15 protein-coding genes are annotated in these 20,782 nt (G+C 71.6%); 10 read left to right on the top strand and 5 right to left on the bottom strand.

Annotated elements, in window-relative coordinates:
• Nucleotides 1–167: 167 nt before the first annotated feature.
• The 8 genes from NR112_RS09245 (at nt 168) to NR112_RS09210 (ending at nt 10,160) form a co-directional block, all read left to right on the top strand.
• Entirely contained in the window at nt 168–3,059 is a 2,892-nt protein-coding gene (locus tag NR112_RS09245; RefSeq protein ID WP_256793723.1) for a Na+/H+ antiporter subunit A, read from the top strand.
• Nucleotides 3,056–3,538: a Na(+)/H(+) antiporter subunit C gene (locus tag NR112_RS09240; protein ID WP_020144849.1), complete on the top strand. Its 483-nt coding sequence runs from the start codon at nt 3,056–3,058 to the stop codon at nt 3,536–3,538. The genes NR112_RS09245 and NR112_RS09240 overlap by 4 nt, the downstream gene beginning before the upstream one ends.
• On the top strand, nt 3,535–5,175 hold the full coding sequence (locus tag NR112_RS09235; protein WP_256793722.1) for a Na+/H+ antiporter subunit D: 1,641 nt from the start codon (nt 3,535–3,537) through the stop codon (nt 5,173–5,175). The genes NR112_RS09240 and NR112_RS09235 overlap by 4 nt, the downstream gene beginning before the upstream one ends.
• Nucleotides 5,172–5,858, top strand: a complete 687-nt coding sequence (locus NR112_RS09230) for a Na+/H+ antiporter subunit E (protein WP_256793721.1) — start codon at nt 5,172–5,174, stop codon at nt 5,856–5,858. Before NR112_RS09235 ends, NR112_RS09230 begins: the two co-directional genes overlap by 4 nt.
• Complete coding sequence (locus NR112_RS09225) at nt 5,855–6,181, top strand: monovalent cation/H+ antiporter complex subunit F (RefSeq protein WP_256793719.1); 327 nt, start codon at nt 5,855–5,857, stop codon at nt 6,179–6,181. The genes NR112_RS09230 and NR112_RS09225 overlap by 4 nt, the downstream gene beginning before the upstream one ends.
• Nucleotides 6,178–6,543, top strand: a complete 366-nt coding sequence (gene mnhG, locus NR112_RS09220; RefSeq protein ID WP_056778258.1) for a monovalent cation/H(+) antiporter subunit G — start codon at nt 6,178–6,180, stop codon at nt 6,541–6,543. The genes NR112_RS09225 and mnhG overlap by 4 nt, the downstream gene beginning before the upstream one ends.
• 129 nt (nt 6,544–6,672) lie before the next feature.
• Nucleotides 6,673–8,385 carry an ABC transporter ATP-binding protein gene (locus NR112_RS09215; RefSeq protein ID WP_256793717.1) on the top strand — a complete coding sequence of 571 codons (1,713 nt, stop codon included), beginning with the start codon at nt 6,673–6,675 and terminating at the stop codon, nt 8,383–8,385.
• Nucleotides 8,385–10,160 carry an ABC transporter ATP-binding protein gene (locus NR112_RS09210; protein WP_256793716.1) on the top strand — a complete coding sequence of 592 codons (1,776 nt, stop codon included), beginning with the start codon at nt 8,385–8,387 and terminating at the stop codon, nt 10,158–10,160. The genes NR112_RS09215 and NR112_RS09210 overlap by 1 nt, the downstream gene beginning before the upstream one ends.
• Nucleotides 10,161–10,529: 369 nt before the next feature.
• Here NR112_RS09210 and NR112_RS09205 read toward each other — a convergent pair whose 3' ends face one another.
• Complete coding sequence (locus NR112_RS09205) at nt 10,530–12,197, bottom strand: GMC oxidoreductase (protein ID WP_256793715.1); 1,668 nt, start codon at nt 12,195–12,197, stop codon at nt 10,530–10,532.
• A 289-nt stretch (nt 12,198–12,486) separates the two neighbouring features.
• On the opposite strand from NR112_RS09205, the gene NR112_RS09200 reads away from it, so the two are divergent.
• Nucleotides 12,487–14,658 (top strand): acyltransferase family protein, encoded by a 2,172-nt coding sequence (locus NR112_RS09200; protein ID WP_256793713.1) that lies wholly within the window; start codon nt 12,487–12,489, stop codon nt 14,656–14,658.
• 150 nt (nt 14,659–14,808) lie between these two features.
• On the opposite strand, the gene NR112_RS09195 is transcribed toward NR112_RS09200, so the two are convergent.
• Nucleotides 14,809–15,930, bottom strand: coding sequence for a GuaB3 family IMP dehydrogenase-related protein (locus NR112_RS09195; protein WP_256793711.1), 1,122 nt, complete (start codon nt 15,928–15,930; stop codon nt 14,809–14,811).
• A gap of 105 nt (nt 15,931–16,035) precedes the next feature.
• On the bottom strand, nt 16,036–17,553 hold the full coding sequence (gene guaB, locus NR112_RS09190; RefSeq protein ID WP_256793709.1) for an IMP dehydrogenase: 1,518 nt from the start codon (nt 17,551–17,553) through the stop codon (nt 16,036–16,038).
• Nucleotides 17,554–17,743: 190 nt separating this feature from the next.
• On the opposite strand from guaB, the gene NR112_RS09185 reads away from it, so the two are divergent.
• Nucleotides 17,744–19,168 carry a metallophosphoesterase gene (locus NR112_RS09185; protein ID WP_256793708.1) on the top strand — a complete coding sequence of 475 codons (1,425 nt, stop codon included), beginning with the start codon at nt 17,744–17,746 and terminating at the stop codon, nt 19,166–19,168.
• A 7-nt stretch (nt 19,169–19,175) separates the two neighbouring features.
• On the opposite strand, the gene NR112_RS09180 is transcribed toward NR112_RS09185, so the two are convergent.
• Both NR112_RS09180 and NR112_RS09175 read right to left on the bottom strand, forming a co-directional pair.
• On the bottom strand, nt 19,176–20,066 hold the full coding sequence (locus NR112_RS09180; RefSeq protein WP_256793706.1) for a hypothetical protein: 891 nt from the start codon (nt 20,064–20,066) through the stop codon (nt 19,176–19,178).
• Nucleotides 20,063–20,692, bottom strand: coding sequence for a sigma-70 family RNA polymerase sigma factor (locus NR112_RS09175; RefSeq protein ID WP_256793705.1), 630 nt, complete (start codon nt 20,690–20,692; stop codon nt 20,063–20,065). Before NR112_RS09175 ends, NR112_RS09180 begins: the two co-directional genes overlap by 4 nt.
• Between the last annotated feature and the right edge of the window lie 90 nt (nt 20,693–20,782).

Raw genomic sequence — 20,782 nt, 5'->3', positions numbered from 1 at the left:
CGACCGGGACGATCCAGCACCGCGGTCCGGAGTCGTCCGGATCCGCGTCTGACAGGAAGGGCCCCGCCGACCAGTGGTCGGCGGGGCCCTTCGCTGCACTTAGGATTGGCTCACGACCGACGCAGAACTGGACCGAGCTCGACACACCCGACGACCGAGGGGCCGCCGTGGCGCAACTGTTGCTCCTGCACCTGCTCGCCGCCGCCCTCGCGCCGTGGCTGGCCAAGGTCCTGCGCACGAAGGCCTTCCCCGTCCTCGCGCTCGCCCCCGCCGTGTCGTTCGTCTGGCTCGTCTCCGTCTCGAACGACGTCCGCGCGGGCAACCTTCCGACACAACGGATCTCGTGGGTGCCCGGTCTCGGGATCGATCTCGACTTCCGGGTCACGACGCTCTCGTGGGTGCTCGGCCTTCTCGTCACCGGCGTCGGCGCGCTCGTCCTGCTCTATTGCACGTGGTACTTCACCGACCGCGATCCGACGCTGTGGCGCTTCACCTCGGTGTTCACGGCCTTTGCGGGCGCCATGCTCGGCCTCGTCCTCACCGACAACCTTCTCGTGCTGTACGTGTTCTGGGAGCTGACGACGGTCTTCTCCTACCTGCTCATCGGCCACAACCCGGCGAGCTCGACCAACCGGCGCGCGGCGATGCAGGCGCTCATCGTCACGACGTTCGGCGGCCTCGCGATGCTCGTCGGCATCATCATCCTCGGGGTCCACCACACCTACTCGATCTCGGCGCTGATCGCCGACCCGCCGCCGCTCGACACCCTCACCGTGACCGCCGTCGTGCTGCTGCTCGTCGGCGCCCTGTCGAAGTCGGCGCTCGTGCCGTTCCACTTCTGGCTTCCCGGCGCCATGGCCGCGCCGACGCCGGTCAGCGCCTACCTCCACGCAGCCGCGATGGTCAAGGCCGGCATCTACCTCGTGGCCCTGCTCGCCCCGGCCTTCGCGGGGGCCCCGGCCTGGCACGCCCTGACGGTGGGCCTCGGCCTCTTCACGATGCTCGTCGGCGGGTGGCGTGCCCTGCGCCAGCACGACATCAAGCTGCTCCTCGCGTACGGCACCGTGAGCCAGCTCGGCTTCATCGTCGCCATCGCCGGTCTCGGCACCAAGGCGTCCGCGCTCTCGGCGCTGGCCCTCGTCATCGCGCACGCCCTCTTCAAGTCGACGCTCTTCCTCACCGTCGGGGTGGTCGACAAGTGCACCGGCACCCGCGACCTGCGCGAGCTGTCCGGCGTCGGGCGTCGGCTGCTCCCGGTCGCCGTGCCGGCGACGTTCGCCGGTCTCTCGATGGCCGGCATCGTGCCGCTGGCCGGGTTCGTGTCCAAGGAGAGCGCGCTCGAGTCGCTCTGGGAGGACGTCCAGACCTCCGCGCCGCTCCCGGCTCCGTGGAGCTGGCTGGCGATCACCGGGGTCGTCGCCGGGTCGGCCCTGACCGTCGCCTACACGGCGCGCTTCCTCTGGGGCACCTTCGCCACCAAGCCCGGCGTCGCCCCGACGCCCGTCAAGGCCGCCCACCCCGGCTTCGTCCTCGCACCGGTGCTGCTCGGTGTGGCGTGCCTGCTCGTCGGCCTCCTGTCGCCACTCGAGTCCCGGTGGCTGCTCCCGTATGCCGTGGGCTTCCCCGTCGGAGCCGAGCCGCAGTCGCTCGCCCTGTGGCACGGCCTGACGGTGCCGCTGATGCTCTCGCTCGTGTCGGTGGCCGTCGGGCTCGTCCTCTTCGCCCAGCGCGACCTCGTCGCCCGGGTGCAGTCCGGCGTTCCGTCGCTCGTCGACGGCGAGCGCGGCTTCGCCCGCACGCTGCGGTGGGTCGACCGCGGGGCCGTCGAGACGACCGCCGTGACCCAACGCGGCTCGCTCCCGATCTACCTCGCCGGCATCCTCATCGTCTTCGTCGCCCTGCCGGGTCTCGCGGCCGTGACCCGCGGCACGGTCCCGGACGTCCGGCTCTGGGACAACCCGGGGCAGGCCGTCGTCGGGGTCGTCGTCGTGACCGCCGCGGTGCTCGTGCTCGTGACCCGCCGCCGGCTCACGGCGGTCATGCTCGTCGGCGCGACCGGCTACGGCGTCTCGCTGCTCTTCATCCTCCACGGGGCTCCCGACCTCGCGATCACCCAGATGCTCGTCGAGACGGTGGCGCTCGTCGTCTTCGTCCTCGCGCTGCGCCGCCTGCCGACGAAGTTCACCCGCCACCCCCACTCGCCTTCGCGCACGTGGCGCATCGCGCTCGGTGTGGCCGTCGGGGCCTCCGTCGGAGCCATCGCGCTGGTGGCCTCCGGGGGCCGCACCGCCGTGCCCGTGTCTGCCGGGTTCCCCACTGAGGCCTACGCGTTCGGCCACGGCAAGAACATCGTCAACGTCACGCTCGTCGACATCCGCGCCTGGGACACACTCGGCGAGGTGTCGGTCCTCGTGGCCGCCGCGACCGGCATCGCCAGCCTCATCTTCGTCCGCACCCGCAACACCCGGCTCTCCCGGGCGACGTCGAAGTCGTTGCCGTCGACCAATGCCAGCCGCGGCACGTGGCTGCACGGGGGGCGGACGATGCGCAAGGAGAAGCGCTCGGTCATCTTCGAGGTCGTGACGCGGCTCGTCTTCCACATCATGCTCGCGGCCTCACTCTTCCTCCTCTTCGCCGGCCACAACCAGCCCGGTGGCGGATTCGCCGGCGGGCTCGTCGCGGGACTCGCGCTCGTCGTGCGCTACCTCGCGGGAGGCCGCTACGAGCTCGACGAGGCCGCGCCGTTCGACGCCGGGCTGCTCGTCGGCCTCGGCCTGCTCGTCGCGGTCGGCTCCGCCCTCGCACCCCTCGCGTTCGGCGGGACCATCCTCGAGACGACGGCCGTCGACTTCACGCTCCCACCGTGGGGCGAGGTGCACCTCGTGACATCGCTCGTCTTCGACATCGGCGTCTACCTCATCGTCGTCGGCATGATGCTCGACATCGTCCGCAGCCTCGGCACCGGCATCGACCGGCAGATCGCCCAGGAGGAGGAGGACGCGGAGACCGAGGAGACCGACGCCTCCTGGGGCGATCGGGGGGAGGTGGCTCGCCCATGACGACGCTCGCCCCCGGCCTCATCGAGTCGACGCTCCAGCCCAACATCACCCTCGTCCTCGTCACCGTCGGGCTCGTCGCCGCCGGCACGGCGCTCGCGCTCGACCGCAGCCTCGTGCGCGTCCTGCTCGGCATGGTGCTCATCGGCAACGGCATCGCCGTGCTCTACCTCGTCATCAGCGGGCGAGCCGGGCGTGCACCGTTCGTCGGCGAGGACCCCGCAGCGATCAGCGACCCGCTGCCACAGGCCATGGTGCTGACGGCGATCGTCATCTCCCTCGCGACCATCGGCTTCCTGCTCGCCCTGTCCTACCGCCTGTGGCAGATCTCGGGCACCGACGACGTGCCCGACGACGCCGAGGACGCCCGCATCCAGCGCCTCGCCCTCGAGGACCAGACGTCCTCGACCTACGACCCGTCCGAGGAGTCGACGACGACGTCGGACGAGCTCGCGGACGGCGACGGGAGCCCCCGCCCATGAACCTCTCCGACATCGCCGTGCCCAACCTCGTGCCGCTGCCCGTGCTGCTCCCGCTCCTCGGCGCGGCCCTGACCCTCGCCTTCCGCCGGTCCCCGCGCCTGCAGCGCAGCGTCAGCATCGCCGTGCTCTCCGCCGTCGTCGCGGTCGCCGGCGTCCTCGTGTGGCAGACCGACGTCAACGGCCCGCAGGTGCTGTGGCTCGGCGCGTGGCAGGAGCCTCTCGGCATCTCGCTCGTCGCGGACCGCCTCAGCGCCCTCATGCTCCTCGTCTCGGGCATCGTCACGCTGCTCGTGCTCGTCTTCGCCATCGGGCAGGGCCAGGCCGACAGCGACGACGAGAGGGAGAGCGAGACCCCGCTCACGATCTTCCACCCGACCTACCTCGTGCTCTCGGCCGGTGTCGCCAACGCGTTCCTCGCCGGAGACCTCTTCAACCTCTTCGTCGGCTTCGAGATCCTCCTCTTCAGCTCGTACGTCCTCATCACGCTCGGCGGCTCGGCCGCGCGCATCCACGCGGGCACGACGTACGTCGTCGTCAGCCTGCTCAGCTCCGCGCTCTTCCTCGTCGCCATCGCCGCCGCGTATGCCGCGACCGGCACCGTCAACCTCGCCCAGCTGGCGATCCGCATCGGCGACCTCGCCCCCGGTGTCGCGCTCGTGCTCCAGCTCTCGCTGCTCACGGCGTTCGCCATCAAGGCCGCCGTCTTCCCGATGTCGGCGTGGCTGCCCGACAGCTACCCGACCGCCCCGGCGCCGGTCACGGCCGTCTTCGCCGGCCTGCTGACGAAGGTCGGCGTCTACGCGATCATCCGCACCCAGACGCTGCTCTTCCCGGACTCGCCGTTGCAGGGACTGCTCATGTGGGCCGCGCTGCTCACCATGGTCATCGGCATCCTCGGCGCCGTGTCCCAGTCGGGCCTCAAGAGGATCCTGTCGTTCACGCTCGTCAGCCACATCGGCTACATGATCTTCGGCATCGCGCTGGCGACGCCCGAGGGCACCGCCGGTGCGATCTTCTACGTCGCGCACCACATCACGATCCAGACGGCGCTCTTCCTCATCACCGGCCTCGTCGAACGCCTCGCCGGCACGACGTCGCTCGACCGTCTCGGCGGCCTCGCCGTGGCCTCCCCCGTGCTCGCGACCCTGTTCTTCGTCTCGGCGATGAACCTCTCTGGCATCCCGCCGCTCTCGGGCTTCCTCGCCAAGGTCGGGCTGCTGGGCGCCGGGATCGAGCTCGGCACGCCACTCGCCTGGTTGCTCGTCGTCGGCGGCATCGTCACGAGCCTGCTGACCCTCTACGCCCTGACCAAGGTCTGGAGCCAGGCGTTCTGGCGCACGCTCGCCGACGCCCCGCGCTCGACCGAGACGGCAGCCGCCATCGAGGCCGGCACCCGCGACGTCGAGCCGGGCGCCGACCCCGCCGGCACCGTCCTCGTCGACACCGTCCGCGTCGACACGGGCCCCCGAGCGCTGCCCCGCACCATGCTCGGAGCCACCGCCGCCATGACGGTCGTCGGGCTGCTCATCACCGTCGTCGCCGGACCGCTCTTCGCCTACACCCAGCGCGCGGCCACCGACCTCATGAGCCGCGACCCCTACGTCACGAGCGTCCTTCCCGTGGAGGTCCGCCGATGACCGACATCAGGACGGCCACGGCCCCGCAGGAGCCCGAGTCGCCGCGCCGTCGGCGGCGGGTGCTGCAGCCGCGTGCCGTTGCGACGATCGCCCTCGCCTGGGTGCTGCTGTGGGACCGCCTCACGTGGGGCAACGTCGTCAACGGCGTCCTCGTCGGCCTGCTCGTGACGTATGCGTTCCCACTCCCCTCGATCGAGTTCCAAGGGCGGCTGCGACCGCACCGCGTGCTCCTGCTCATCGCACACTTCCTCGTCGACCTCGTCGGCGCCTCGTGGCAGGTCATGCGCCTCGCCTTCGGGCGTCGGCGCCTGCGCAACGCCGTCATCGAGGTGCAGCTGCGCTCGCGATCGGACTTCTACCTCACCCTGACCGCCGAGCTCGTGGCCCTCGTGCCCGGCTCGGTCGTCGTCGACGCCCGGCGCTCGACGTCGGTGCTCTACCTGCACCTGCTCGACGTCACGGGCGAGAGCGCCATCGAGGCACAGCGGGCCCACGTCCTCGCGATCGAGCGGCGCGTCGTCCGGGCCCTCGGGTCGCGTGAGGAGATCGCGGCGCTCGAGGCGGGCGGTCCGCGGGCAACCGGCTCGGCGAGCGCCCCTCGGGGTGCAGGCGACCACCTCGACGCCACCGAGGGCCCGGGCCTCGACGACACCAGCCCCCGCGACGGGGAGGAGCGCCCGTGACCATCGTCCTCGGCATCTCGCTCGTCATGCTCGGCGCCGCGGCGGCGCTCGTCCTCGTGCGCCTCTTCCGTGGCCCGAGCAACCTCGACCGCATCATCGCCGCCGAGATCCTCCTCGTCATCGTCATCGCCGGTGTCGCGCTCGAGTCGGCCCGCCAGCGGACGACGACCTACCTGCCGCTGCTCATGATCCTCGGCCTCGTCGGCTTCGTCGGCGGCGTCGCCGTCACCCGCTTCATGTCCCGTGACTCCGACGAGCACGACGCCGTCGAGGTCGACCACCCGGAGCCACGACAGCAGCCCGAGGGGCGGGAGCAGTCATGACGTGGTCGTCCGCCCTCGACGTCGCCGGAGCCGTGTGCCTCCTGCTCGGCTCGTTCCTCTGCATGGCCGGGGCCGTCGGCCTCATCCGCTTCCCCGACACGCTCTCCCGCCTGCACGCGGCGACGAAGCCGCAGACCCTCGGCCTCATCCTCATCCTCGCCGGGCTCGCCCTGACGCTACGCACGTGGGCGGCGGTCACGACGCTCGTCCTGCTCGCCGCGACGCAGTTCTTCACCTCCCCGGTGTCCGCACACCTCGTCGCCCGGGCGGCCTACCGCAACCGCCTCGTCGACCCCGAGACCCTCGAGGTCGACGAGCTGTCCGAGGCCCTTGACCGCTCGGGTCAGGACCCCACGCCCTGACCTCGAGGCGGCCACACGGCATACGCCCTCGTGGTTGACCTCCAGCATGCTTGAACTCCTACGGTCGGCCCCGTGACCGTGACGAAAAATGGCATGAGGCATACCCGCGCCGAACGTACGATGAACCAAGTGATCTCGCTGCCCCACGCCGACCCCGGCACTCCCGACCTGACCAGCCCGACGGCCTACCTCCGCTGGGTCGGCAAGGGCCAGTGGCGCACCCTCGTCGTCGCCATCGCCTTCGGCATCGTGTGGCTCGTGAGCCAGGCACTCTTCCCCGCCGCGATGGGCAAGGCCATCGACGAGGGCATCATCGGTGGCGACCCGGGCTCGCTCCTGCAGTGGTGCGGCATCCTCCTCGGTCTCGTGACGATCAGCGCCCTGTCCGGCGCGATGCGGCACAAGTACGCCGTCGCCAACTGGATGCAGGGCGCCTTCCGCTCGGCCCAGCTCATCGGTCACAAGGCGGCCGACACCGGTGAGGCCCTGTCGCGCTCGGTCCCGACCGGCGACGTCGTCGCGACCGTCAGCTCCGACGCGATGCGCATCGGCGGCCTCTACGACGTGCTGGCCCGCTTCGCCGGCGCCGTCGTGTCCTACGTCGTCGTCGCGCTCATCCTGCTCGGCGCCTCGACCCCGCTCGGCCTCGTCGTCCTCATCGGCGTCCCGGTGCTCGTCGCCTGCCTCACCTTCATCGTCCGCCCGCTCCAGGCGCGCCAGCTCGCCCAGCGCGAGGAGTCCGGCAAGCTCATCGGGCTCGGCGCCGACACGGTCGCCGGGCTGCGGGTGCTGCGCGGCATCGGCGGCGAGCACACGTTCCTGAGCAGGTATGCCGTCCAGTCGCAGTCCGTGCGCCAGGTGGGCAACCGGGTGGCGGGCTACCAGGCGGCGCTCGACGCCGCACAGGTGCTGCTGCCCGGGCTGTTCGTCCTCGTCGTCGTGTGGCTCGGGGCACGCTTCGCCATCGCGGGCGAGATCACGGCAGGGCAGCTCGTCGCCTTCTACGGCTACACCGCCTTCCTCGTCATCCCGCTCCGCACGGCGACCGAGATGGTCGACCGGGCGACCCGCGCCCACATCGGTGCCCGCAAGCTGACGAAGATCCTGCGCATCCAGCCCGACCACGTCGAGACGCCGGACGCCCAGCCGCTGCCCTCCGGACCCGCCCGCCTCTACGACCCGCGCAGCGGCGTCACGATCGAACCCGGCCGGTTCACCGTCGTGGTGTCGGCACGCCCGGAGGAGTCCGCAGCCCTCGCCGACCGGCTCGGCCGCTTCGGTGCCGGAGAGACGGACGTGCGGCTCGACGGCACGCGCCTGGCCGACGCCTCGCTGGCCGCGGTGCGCCGCCGGGTCGTCGTGTCCGAGACCGACCCACGCCTCTTCACCGGCACGCTGCGCGACGAGCTCGACCCGTGGGGTGACCACGACGACGCCTCGATCCTCGACGCCCTGTCGGTGGCGAGTGGCGACGACGTGCTCGAGGCGCTGCCCGGCGGTCTCGACAACGAGGTCGAGGAGCGCGGCCGTGCCTTCTCCGGCGGCCAGCGCCAGCGGCTCGCCCTGACCCGCGCCCTGCTCACCCGGGCCGACACCCTCGTGCTCGTCGAGCCCACGAGCGCCGTCGACGCCCACACCGAGGCCCGCATCGCCGGTCGCCTGACCGCGGCCCGCGCCGGACGCACGACGGTCGTCATGTCGGCGAGCCCGCTCATCCTCGACCAGGCCGACCACGTCGTCTTCCTCCGGGGCGGCACGGTCGCCGCGACCGGCACCCACAGCCGGCTCATGGCAGATGTTCCCGACTACCGACGGACCGTCGTCCGAGGAGAGGAGGACTGATGTCGCTGACACCAGCGCCGTCCACGCGCACCCTTCCCGTGGCCGACATGGACTCGGTCAAGGACCACACGCGCGGCCTGCTCCGCCGCCACCGAGGCAGCCTGCTCACCGTCATCGGCCTGCATGCCGTCGCCGCCTGCGCGGCGCTCGTGGCGCCCCGCGTCATCGGCCTGCTCGTCGACGAGATCAGCCACGGCCGGTCCCTCGAGGTCGTCAACCGGCTCGCGCTCTGGATCGCCGGTGCGGTCGTCGTCCAGACCGTCGTCACGTGGTTCGCCCGGCGCGCCTCGTTCGTCATGGGCGAGACGATCTTCGCCGAGCTGCGCGAGCAGTTCATGGGCCGCGTCGTCGAGCTGCCCCTCTCGACCGTCGAGCGTGCCGGCACGGGCGACCTCGTCTCGCGGACCACGAACGACGTCGAGGCCCTCTCGCAGGTCATTCGCTTCGGCATCCCGTCGATCTTCGTCGGCGCCGTCACGACGACGATCACCGTCGTCGCGGCCTTCCTCACCGGGTGGCAGGTCGCGCTCGCCGTCGTCGTCGGGGTCCCGATCCTCGTGGTGTCGACGCGGCGCTACCTGCGGTACGCGCCGGACGGCTACCTGCGCGAGCGCGCGACGTACGCGGTGCTCAACGGTGTCGTGACGGAGTCGGCCGACGGCGCCCGCACCGTCGACGCCCTCGGCCTGCGCAGCCGTCGCCGGCAGCGCATGGACGACGCGCTGCACGACTGCTACGACGCCGAGCTGTACACGCTGAAGCTGCGGATGCGGTGGTTCCCCTCCGTCGAGTTCGCCTTCTTCGCGCCCGTCGCCGTGACCCTCCTGTGGGGTGGCTACCTCATCTCTCGTGACGTCGCGACGGCCGGCACCGTCACGGCCGTGGCCCTCTACGTCCAGCAGATGGCCGGGCCGCTCGACGAGCTCATCTCGTGGCTCGACGAGATCCAGGTCGGTGCGACCTCGCTCGCCCGCGTCATCGGCATCGCCGACGTCCCGGCCGACCGCTCCGCGACCGGCGAGGAGCCGGAGGACGACCACCTCGAGGTCGAGGACGTCCACTACTCCTACCGCGCGGGTCGTGACGTGCTGCGTGGCGTCTCGCTCGACCTCCAGCCCGGCGAACGCCTCGCCATCGTCGGGCCCTCCGGAGCAGGCAAGTCGACCCTGGGACGGCTCATGGCCGGCATCGACGGTCCGCGCCAGGGCCGGGTCGACGTCGGCGGCGTCCGCCTCGTCGACCTCGAGCTCGCGCAGCTGCGCGGCCAGGTCGCCCTCGTGACGCAGGAGCACCACGTCTTCGTCGGGTCGCTCGAGGACAACCTGCGTCTCGCCCGCCCTGAGGCCTCCCGCGAGCAGCTGCTCGAGGCCCTCGCCGCGGTCGACGCGCGCGGCTGGGCGCTCGAGCTGCCCGACGGGCTCGACACGGTCGTCGGCTCCGGCGGCCACCGGCTCACCGAGCCGCAGGCGCAGCAGCTCGCGCTCGCACGGCTCGTCCTCGCCGACCCGCACACGCTCGTCCTCGACGAGGCGACCTCGCTCCTCGACCCGCGGGCAGCCCGCCACCTCGAACGATCGCTCGCCGCCGTCGTCGACGGCCGCACCGTGGTCGCCATCGCGCACCGGCTCATGACCGCGCACGACGCCGACCGCGTGTGCGTCGTCGAGGACGGGCGCATCAGCGAGATCGGCTCGCACGACGAGCTGCTCGAGGCGGACGGGGCGTATGCCGCCCTGTGGCGCTCGTGGCGTGACGAGCCGCAGCCCGCTCGCTGACGCCGGCCGGGACGAATCGGCACTGGGCCGACGGGGCCACTCGACGATCACGTCGAGTGGCCCCGTCGTCACCCCGTGCGAGAAGAGTTCTGACAACTTCGGCAAATAAACGACAGATGCCGTAACCCCCTTCGGGCTGCGTCGTTGTCAGCGCGGTGCCGGGCTGTTTCTCGACCGGTTGCTAGCCCGCACCGCCGGGTGGGGCCGTCTCTGAGGGGTGACGGCCTCACCCTCCCTCACCTCCCGGGCGGGTGCGCCCCGATCCGAACGCCGGCGCTCCGCGCTGGGGTTGTCCGGTCGTGTGTGCGCCAGTGGGGGTCAGGACACCGTTGACCGCACACGGGGTGGCGGCCCGGCAGCGGGACGGGCTCAGGCGTCGACGAGTCGGTAGGCCTCGCCCTGGGCCGGGCGCCGGTCGGCCTCGCCGTTCACCGGCCACAGCGACACGGCCCGCTCGGCCTGCGCCGTGATGGTCAGGCTCGGGTTGACCCCGAGGTTCGCCGAGACGGCCGACCCGTCGAGCACGTGCAGGCCCGGGTAGCCCCACACCCGCTGATAGGGGTCGACGACCCCGTGCTCCGGCGTGTCGGAGATGACCGCGCCCCCGAGGAAGTGCGCCGTCATCGGGATGTCGAGCACCTCACCGACGGACGACCCGGGCCAGGCCCGCTCGCCCGTCGTGCGCTGGAGCCGCGACGCCATGGCGCGCACGGCCACGTTGCCCTCGGGGATGTAGGTCGGGTTGGGTTCGCCGTGGCCCTGCGTCGAGGTCAGGTGCCACCCGAGGAGCCCGCGCCGGCGTCGCACCTTGATCGAGTTGTCGCTGCTCTGCATGACGAGGGCGATGACGGTGCGCTCGCTCCAGCGCCGGCTCGACAGCGACCGGGCGAAGACCGACGGGTGGCGCGCGACGGTGCCGGCGAAACGCACCCAGCGCGGCACCCGTCCGCCGCCGTCGACCTGCATGACGGCGAGCGCTCCCATGAGGTTGGAACCCTTGCCGTAGCGGCAGTTCTCGACGTGTGTCGTGTCGGTGACGTGGAAGCTCGACGTGATCGCCACCCCTCGCGTCAGGTCGACGCCCTCGGGCACCCGGGCCGTCATCGCCCCACCGAGGGCCTCGGAGTTCGTCCGGGTCAGCTCCCCGAGCGTGTCCGACAGGTGCGGCAGCCCCCGCCCCTCGGGCTCGGCCTTCATGGCGTGGAGCAGCTGGGCCGTGCCCCACGCCCCCGCCGCGACGACGACCTGGCCGGCCGTGACGGTGCGCTCCCCCGCCCGACGCCGACCCCAGGAGCCGCTGCGGACGGTCGTGACGGCATACCCCTGCTCCGGCGCAGCCGGGTCGAGCGGCCGCACCCGGGTCACCGTGCGCAGCGGCTCGACGGTGACACCGCGTCGCTCGGCGAGCGCGAGGTAGTTCTTGACGAGGGTGTTCTTGGCACCGACGCGGCAGCCGACCATGCAGTTGCCGCACTCGGTGCACCCGGTGCGGGCCGGCCCCTCACCCCCGAAGTAGGGGTCCGGGACGCGCTTGCCGGGCTCGCCGAAGAAGACGCCGACCGGGGTCTTGCGGAACGTCCCGCCGACGCCGAGGTCGGTCGCCGTGTCGCGCATCAGCTGCTCGACCGGGCCGTCGCACGGGTTGACGGTCACCCCGAGCATCCGCTGGGCCGTCGCGTAGTGCGGCGCGAGCTCGGCCTGCCAGTCGGTGATGTGCCCCCACTGGCGGTCACGGAAGAACGGCGCCGGCGGCACGTAGAGGGTGTTGGCGTAGTTGAGCGACCCACCACCGACCCCGGCGCCCGCGAGGACGAGGCAGTCGGGCAGCCGGTGGATGCGCTGGACCCCGAAGAGGCCGAGGCGTGGCGCCCAGAGGTAGCGGCGCACGTCCCAGCTCGTCCGGGCGAAGTCGTCGTCCTCGAAGCGGCGGCCGGCCTCGTAGACGTGGACGCGGTAGCGCTTCTCGGCGAGACGCAGCGCGGCCACGGACCCGCCGAAACCGGACCCGATGACGACGACGTCGTGGTCGAACTCCATGCCCCCACCCTAGGCAGCGGACGAGCCGGAGGCTACTGACAGTAACGAGCGCCACAGCGGTGCGTCACGGCCGACGTGGGAGGACCTCGGGCGGCGCCTCATCGGCGCGCGTCACAGAGGCACGCCGTCCGACCGGTAGTGTGACCGGCGATCACCGAGTACGCAGAGTCGGCAGAAATGGAGAAGTGTGTCCGAGCTTGTCCCGGCGACGCTCCGTCGACCCGAGCAGTCTCCACTCAGGCCGGCCCGGAACGAGCCCCCGACACGCCGACGCGGTGACATCCAGGGGATGCGCGCCGTCGCGGTGCTCCTGGTCATGCTCAGCCATGCCAAGATCGCCGGCTTCGCCGGCGGCTACGTGGGTGTCGACGTCTTCTTCGTCATCTCCGGCTTCCTGATCACGGGGATCCTTGCACGCGAAGTCAGTCGGAGCGGCCGCGTCTCCATCGCCGGTTTCTACGCCCGCCGGGCGCTCCGCATCCTGCCGGCCGCCACGGTGGCGCTCGTCAGCATCTGCATCGCGTCGGCAGCGGTCTACACCTCGAACAACCTGCACCTGGTGCTCAAGGACGTCGGCGCGGCGGCGCTCTTCTCGGCCAACATCAACTACGCGCTCGCCGGCACCGACTACTTCTCGACCAGCGCCTTCGTCTCGCCGGTCCAGCACTTCTGGTCGCTGGCCGTGGAGGAGCAGTTCTACCTCGTGTGGCCGGCGCTCGTGGGGCTGGTCATGTACCTCGGCGCCCGGGGTCGCGGGACCGGGGGAACGTCGCGTCCGGCAACTCGTGCCGTGGCCCTCCGCCGCGCCGGAGCGCTCGTGCTGCTGCTGGCCCTCGCCTCGTTCGCCTGGTCGGTGTACCGCACTGACGCCAACCCGCAGATGGCCTACTACTCCACCTTCACCCGCACGTGGGAACTCAGCGTCGGGGCCCTGCTGGCACTGTCGGCAGCCGGCATCGCCCGCCTGCCGGATGCTGTCAAGGCGCTGGCCTCGTGGGGCGGGCTTCTCGCCATCCTGGTGGCCGCCTGCACCTATGACTCCACGACACCGTTCCCCGGCTCGCACGCGGCCCTTCCGGTGATGGGTGCCGCCCTGGTCCTGGGGGGTGGCATCGACGGACCGAGGACCGGCGCTCGCCTGCTGCTCGACACCCGCCCGATGCGGTTCCTCGGCAACATCTCGTACTCGCTCTACCTGTGGCACTGGCCCCTGCTGATCCTGCCGGAGGCCTACCTGGTCCGTGACCTCAGCCTGGCCGAGCGGCTGTCGGCCTTGGCCGTCGCGGTCGTTCTGGCGTGGCTCAGCTACCGATGGGTCGAGTCTCCCTTCCACCAGCCGATGGGCACCTCCAGCACCGACGCCCGGCGGTCCGCCGCCGCTCTCGCCGGCGCCTCACGCGCGGACCGGCGCCACGCCGTGCGCGCGGGCCGACGCCGGGTCACCCGTGCCCTCCTGCTGTGGCCGGCGGCCGTCGCCGTGGTGCTGGGCTGCGTGGTCAGCGTGCAGGCCTATGACGCCGGTCAGGCCCGGGCCGACGCAGCCCTGACCGCAGCGGCCTACCGGCAGCCGGCACGGTCAGCGGGCCAGAAGGGGCCGGGAGAGAAGGACCTGCTGATCTCCGACGTGGCTGTTGCGGCCGGACTCGCGCGAGCAGATGCCCCGCTGCCTCAGACACTGCAACCAACCCTGACGAAGCTCTTCAGCGACATCACGTTCCCGCCCGGCGCCTGCTCGGCCTCCAAGGCGCAGGACCTGACGAACCAGATCTGCCCCGTCGGGGACGTCACGTCGTCGCGGACGATCGTGCTCTGGGGAGACTCCCACATCGGGATGTGGATGCGGCCGCTCGAGGAGCTCGCCAAGGAGCGGGGCTACAAGATCATCACCTTCACCAAGGCCAGCTGCGTGCCGGTGGACAGCCTGGAGTGGTACAAGGGTCGGCCCTACGTCGAGTGCACCCAGTGGCGCTCGTGGGCGCTGGACCAGATCAAGGCCATCAAGCCGCTCAAGGTCGTCATCAGCGGCTACCTGGGAACGCCGCTGGTCGACGCGAACCGGAACGGACCGATCCCGGCGGGGCAGGACTTCGCTCAGTTCGCCGGAGGCGCCGAGCGGATGCTCTCCCGTCTGCACCGTGCGTTGCCGGCGGCCCAGGTGTCGGTGATCGGAGACGTCCGTGTGCTCGAGCAAGATGCCGGGAAGTGTCTCGGTTCGAAGAAGGCGACGATGAGCACCTGCGTCGGGCCGATGACACCGTCGATCGGCGGTCGCAACCAGGGCTGGAAGACAGCCACCGCAGCGACCGGTGCGCACTACGTCGATCTGCGCCCCTACTTCTGCGACGGCCAGACCTGCCCCCTCGTCATCCGCAACGTCATTGTCTACCGCGACACCAACCACATCACGAGCACGTATGCGCTCAAGCTCAAACCGGTGCTTAGTGACCAGCTCGGCTTGTGAGCCGAGATCATCAGGAGCGGACCGCGCTGATGGCCACCGACGGTGGCATCGCTGACCTCGAACCGAACCGGAGCACACAGCGACATCGGGCCGGCTCAGCCCAGGGCACAGGTGCACGCATGTCCGCCCGCCGGCGGGAACGGGCCTTGATCAGTTGCCGAGGTAGGGCGAGACGACGACCTCGACGCGCTGGAACTCCTTGACGTCGGAGTAGCCGGTCGTGGCCATCGCCCGCTTCAGGGCTCCGATGACGTTGGTGGCACCGTCGGCCTGTCGGCCCGGGCCGAAGAGGATCTCCTCGAGGGAGGCCTGGGTGCCGAGCGCGATGCGCTCGCCGCGCGGCAGCTGCTGGTGGTGGGCCTCGGGGCCCCAGTGGTAGCCGCCGCCGGGGGCGTCGGTCGCCCGGGCGAGGGCCGACCCGAGCATGACCGCGTCGGCGCCGCACGCGACGGCCTTGACGATGTCGCCGGAGGTGCCGACGCCACCGTCGGCGATGACGTGGACGTAGCGGCCGCCGGACTCGTCGAGGTAGTCGCGGCGAGCGGCGGCGACGTCGGCGACGGCCGAGGCCATCGGGGCGTGGATGCCGAGGGCCGTGCGGGTCGTGTGCGCCGCGCCACCGCCGAAGCCGACGAGGACACCGGCCGCCCCAGTGCGCATGAGGTGCAGGGCCGCGGTGTACGACGCGGCGCCGCCGACGATGACGGGCACGTCGAGCTCATAGATGAAGCGCTTGAGGTTGAGCGGCTCCGCGCGACCCGAGACGTGCTCGGCCGACACCGTCGTGCCACGGATGACGAAGAGGTCGACGCCGGCGTCGACGACGGTCTTCCAGTGCTGCTGCGTGCGCTGCGGCGACAGGGCGCCGGCGACCGTGACGCCGGCCTCGCGCAGCTGGCGCAGGCGCTCGGTGATGAGCTCGGGCTTGATCGGCTCGGCGTAGATCTGCTGCATGCGCGCGGTGGCGGCCTCCGGCTCGATCTCGGCGATCTCACGCAGCTGCGCGGTCGGGTCCTCGTAGCGGGTCCAGAGGCCCTCGAGGTCGAGCACCGGCAGGGCGCCGAGCTTGCCGAGCACGGTCGCACTCTCGGGCGACACGACCGAGTCCATCGGCGCCGCCATGACCGGGATGTCGAAGTGGTACGCGTCGATCTGCCACGACACCGAGACCTCCTCGGGGTCGCGCGTGCGCCGGGAGGGCACGACGGCGATGTCGTCGAAGGAGTAGGCGCGCCGTCCGCGCTTGCCTCGGCCAATCTCGATCTCGGTCACCGGCCGATCCTACCGACCCGCCCACGAGCGGACGTATGCCGTCCCGCGGGCTCCGCGGGACGGCATACGTCATCGGGTGGTGCGCCGGGTGGCCCGGCGGCGGGGTCAGCCGATCGAGTAGTTCGGCGCCTCGACGATGCCCTGGATGTCGTGCGGGTGGCTCTCCTTGAGCGAGGCCGACGTGATGCGCACGAACTGGCCCTTGTCCTGCAGCTCGGGGATCGTGCGCGCGCCGACGTAGAACATCGACTGGCGCAGGCCACCGAGCATCTGGTGGGCGACGGCCGCGAGCGGACCACGGTAGGCCACGCGACCCTCGATGCCCTCGGGCACGATCTTGTCGTCGGAGTCGACCTCGGCCTGGAAGTAACGGTCCTTGGAGTAGGACTTCTTGCCCCGGCTGCTCATCGCGCCGAGCGAGCCCATGCCACGGTAGGCCTTGAACTGCTTGCCGTTGACGAAGATCAGCTCTCCGGGGCTCTCCTCGCAGCCGGCGAGGAGCGAGCCGACCATGACGGCGTCGGCCCCGGCGACGATGGCCTTGGCGATGTCGCCGGAGTACTGGAGGCCGCCGTCCGCGATGACCGGCACGCCGGCCGGCTTGCACGCCTGGGCGGCCGCGTGGACCGCCGTGACCTGCGGGGCACCCACCCCGGTGACGATGCGCGTCGTGCAGATCGAGCCCGGACCCACGCCGACCTTGACGGCGTCGGCCCCGGCGTCGACGAACGCCTGGGCGCCGTCGCGGGTGGCGACGTTGCCGCCGATGACCTGGACGTGACGGGTCGCGGGATCGCTCTTGAGGCGCGCGACCATCTCGATGAGCAGGCGCACGTGGCCGTGGGCGGTGTCGGCCACGAGCACGTCGACGCCGGCCTCGATGAGGGTGGTGGCGCGCTCCCACGCGTCGCCGAAGTAGCCGATGGCCGCACCGACCATGAGTCGGCCGTCGGCGTCGTTGCTCGCGTCGGGGAACTGCTCGCCCTTGACGAAGTCCTTGACCGTGATGAGCCCGGCGAGGTGGCCCTCGGAATCGACGATCGGCAGGCGCTCGCGCTTGTGCTGACGCAGCAGAGCCGTCGCCTCGTCGCGGCCGATGCCGACCGGGCCGGTGATGAGCGGCATCGGGGTCATGACGTCGCTCACGAGCGTCGTGGCCCACTCGGCGACGGGCGTGAAGCGCAGGTCGCGGTTGGTCACCATGCCGATGAGCTTCTTGTCGTCACCGATGACGGGCAGACCCGAGACGCGGTACTCACCGCAGATCGTGTCGAGCTCCTCGAGGGTGCGGTCGGGGCCGATGGTGATCGGGTTGGAGATCATCCCGGTCTGGGTCCGCTTGACGAGGTCGACCTGGTAGGCCTGGTCCTGGATCGAGAGGTTGCGGTGCAGGACGCCGAGACCGCCCTGGCGCGCCATCGCGATGGCCATCCGGGCCTCGGTGACGGTGTCCATCGCCGCCGAGATGAGCGGCGACCGGATCGACAGCTCGCGCGTCAGGCGCGTCGTCGTGTCGATGTCCTGGGGGGCGAGGTCGCTGTAGCCCGGCAGGAGCAGGACGTCGTCGTAGGTCAGCCCCATCGGGGCGAAGGCGGCGGGCACGTCAGACGATCCGAGGCTCATTGCCCGATTCTACGGGCACGCGGAGGTCGGCCCGAACGGCCCTCGGGCGGGGCCCGCGAGGCCCCAGACGGGCCGCTCCACCCCGGGCCGACGCGGTTGCCCATCTGGCGAGACTCCCCGGGCGATGCCCGAATTGTCACTCCGAATCATCGTAATCTCTCTTTTCGGGGGGATGTGAGAAAGGTCGCTCATGATCACAACCCGACGCAGGCGTGCATTCGCATCGACAGCAGGGCTCGCAGCCCTGGCGGTCACCGCCGCGCTCGTCGTCGCACCCGCCGAGCCGGCAACGTCGGCGCCGAGCTGTGCGTCCTTCACGCGCAAGGTCTTCGACAGCATCAACCCCACAACCGGGGCGCAGCACCTCACGCGCGGCATCGACCAGACGCTCGGCGCGTACTCGGGCGGATGGACCACGGTGCGGCCGTACTCGATGTCCGCCGCCCAGGCGCCGGGCACGTCCCTGGCCGGGGTGCACCGGCTGTACCGGTCGACGAACCACGACTACCTCTACACGCTCGTGACGGCGGAGATCACGGCGGCAAAGCGCGGCGGCTACGTCGACCAGGGCGTCGTCTTCTACGCGGCGACGTCGGCGTCGACGTGCACGCTGCCGGTGTGGCGCTTCACGAGCGGCTCGGGGGTCCATCGCTACGTCACCTCGGCGAGCGACCGCTCGTCGCTGCGCGCGGCAGGCTGGAAGGACGAGCGCGTCGCCTTCGACCTCGGCAAGCCCTCGCTCGTGCCGGTCGTCTCGATCGCGGTCATCCCCGACACCCAGGAGGAGGTGTACCGCTCCACCGACCTGCGCTTCGGCCAGCGGATCAAGTGGCTCATCGCCAACAAGGACCGGCTCGGGATCGCGTACGTCACCCACACCGGTGACGTCGTCAGCTGGGACACGGCCGACCACAACCAGTACGTCAACGCCCGCGCGGCCCTGGCACCGCTCGCGGGTCGCATCCCCTACTCCCTGAGCCCCGGCAACCACGACACGGCCGCGGTCGGGATCGGCGGAAGTGCGGCCGACCCGCCGACGACCTACCTGACCGTGCGGGACACCAGGGTCTTCAACGCCTACCTGGGTGCCGGGCTCGCCGACATGGCCGGGCAGTACGAGTACGGCAAGGTCGACAACCAGTTCAACGTCTTCAGCGCCGGTGGCCGGCAGTGGCTCGTGCTGAACCTCGAGCTGTGGCCACGACGTGCCGTGGTCGACTGGGCCAGGTCCGTCGTCGAGTCACACCCGCACCACAACGTCGTCATCGTGACGCACAGCTACCTCACGGCCTCGGGGAGCATCTACAACCGTGTCGACTACGGGGCGACCAGCCCGCAATACCTCTACGACAACCTCGTCCAGCGCTACCCGAACATCAAGATCGTCGTCTCGGGACACACCGGCACGAGCGCCAGCCGGGTCGACACCACGCCGACCGGCAACGTCGTCAACTCGTTCCTGCTGGCGATGCACGACCGCGTCACGAACCCCGTGCGCATCATCGAGATGAACCCCGTCACCAACGAGGTCGACTCGGTCGTCTATGCCCCGTGGGACCGCAGGACCTACCCGTCGTACTGGATCGGTCCGCGGCCAGCAGCGTGGGTGCGGTGACGGACGGCTAGGGCCGACCTTTCGCCGGCCGCGCCGAGCGTCCGGACGACGTCGTCGACGCGGCTGGCGCCGGGGTGGACGTCGCCATCTGCGTCGGCGTGACGGGGGACGTGCGGCCCTTGGCACCACCGTTGCCGGTGCCGCCCGGCGTGCCCTTGCCGCCCTTGCCGCCCTTGCCGCCCTTGACCTTCGGCTGCGGGGTGCCGGTCGGGGGGTCGACCAGCTGCTCCGACACGTCGGCGTCAGCGGCCGCCGCAGCGTCGGCAGCGGCGTCTGCGCCGCCTGCGGCGCTCCGCTTCGGGTTGGTCCCGTTGTCGCCCCCGCCGGGCCCACCGCCCCGGACGACGCCCGTCCCCTTCCCAGGGACCCTGTTGACCCCCTGCTCCTGGGCCTCGACGGGCGACGATCCGCCGGGGGTGCCCCCCACGGCACCGCGGCTGGCGACCTCGGCTGCGGCGACCGCCGCGGGTAGCAGCACGATCCGACCGTCGTCGCGCCGCGCCAGCACGAGGCCCCGTGCGGAGGTCGTGCCGTCGGTATGGGGCAGGCCGAGCCTCGACAGGAGGACGCTCGGGGCGCTGCTGCGGGCGCTGTCGTCCATCTGCCGCTCGATGCGCGCCCGGTCCGCCTTGCTCGGGCCGTTGGTCGGGAGCGTGACGGCCGCCGCGACCCCGGCGCCGGACGCTGCGATCGCGAGGGCCGCGAAGGCGCCGAGGTAGCGGTGCTTGTTGGCGATCCGTCGTCGCCCGGTGCGAGCGGGCAGCGGGGTGTCGGCGTGGGCCGCGAGGGCACCCAGCAACGCGGAGACCGGCTCGGACCCGGCATCGACGCGGCCGGCGAGGCGGTCGAGCATCAGGTCGTCGGCGATGAGGTCGCTCATGGGAGACAGCTCGTTCATGCGACGCCACCTGCCCCGGCCGCGGCGAGCATCGCGCGGAGCCTCGTGAGAGCACGGTGCTGGGCGACGCGGATGGCGCCGGCAGACATGCCGAGCGCGGCCGCGGTCTCGTCGGTGCTCATGCCGACGGCGACGCGCAGCGTGAGGATCTCGCGCTGCGCGCTGGGCAGCTGCCGCATGAGGGCCATCGCCGTGGCGGCGTCGTCTCGCATGACGGCGACGGACTCGGGCGACGGACCGTCGTCGGGTCCGTCGGGGACGTCGGCCACGGGTGAGGGCCCGCGCATCGCGGCACGCTGGGCGTCGGCGAGCTTGCGGGAGATGATGGTGTAGACGAACGCCTCGAAGGGCAGCCCGCGCTCCTGGTAGGTCGGCAGGGCGGTCACGACGGCCATGCACACCTCCTGGGCGACGTCCTGGGCTGTGTCCTCGGCGCCGAAGCGGCCGAGGCGGACGCGGGAGTACCGCAGGGCCATGTCCCTGACGCGCGCCAGCAGCACGTCGCGCGCGTTGTCGTCACGCGCGGCGAGGGCCGCAAGCCCACGAAGCGATGGAGCGTCCATCCGCTCCATCGCGCCGACGCCACCCGGTGTTACGCCGGTGTGGGTGGCCCAACCAAGACCCATGTGAGTGCTCGTCCCCCCGAACTGTTGTCTGTGCAGGCGACGCCTTCGCCTGCGCCGCCGCCGATGCTCGCCCAGAGCGGGGCCATGGTA

The sequence above is a fragment of the Terrabacter sp. Ter38 genome (genome assembly GCF_024519435.1).
Taxonomy (GTDB): Bacteria; Actinomycetota; Actinomycetes; order Actinomycetales; family Dermatophilaceae; genus Terrabacter.
Note: the sequence above shows the minus strand (reverse complement) of the source record. Positions and strands in the feature narration are given on the sequence as shown.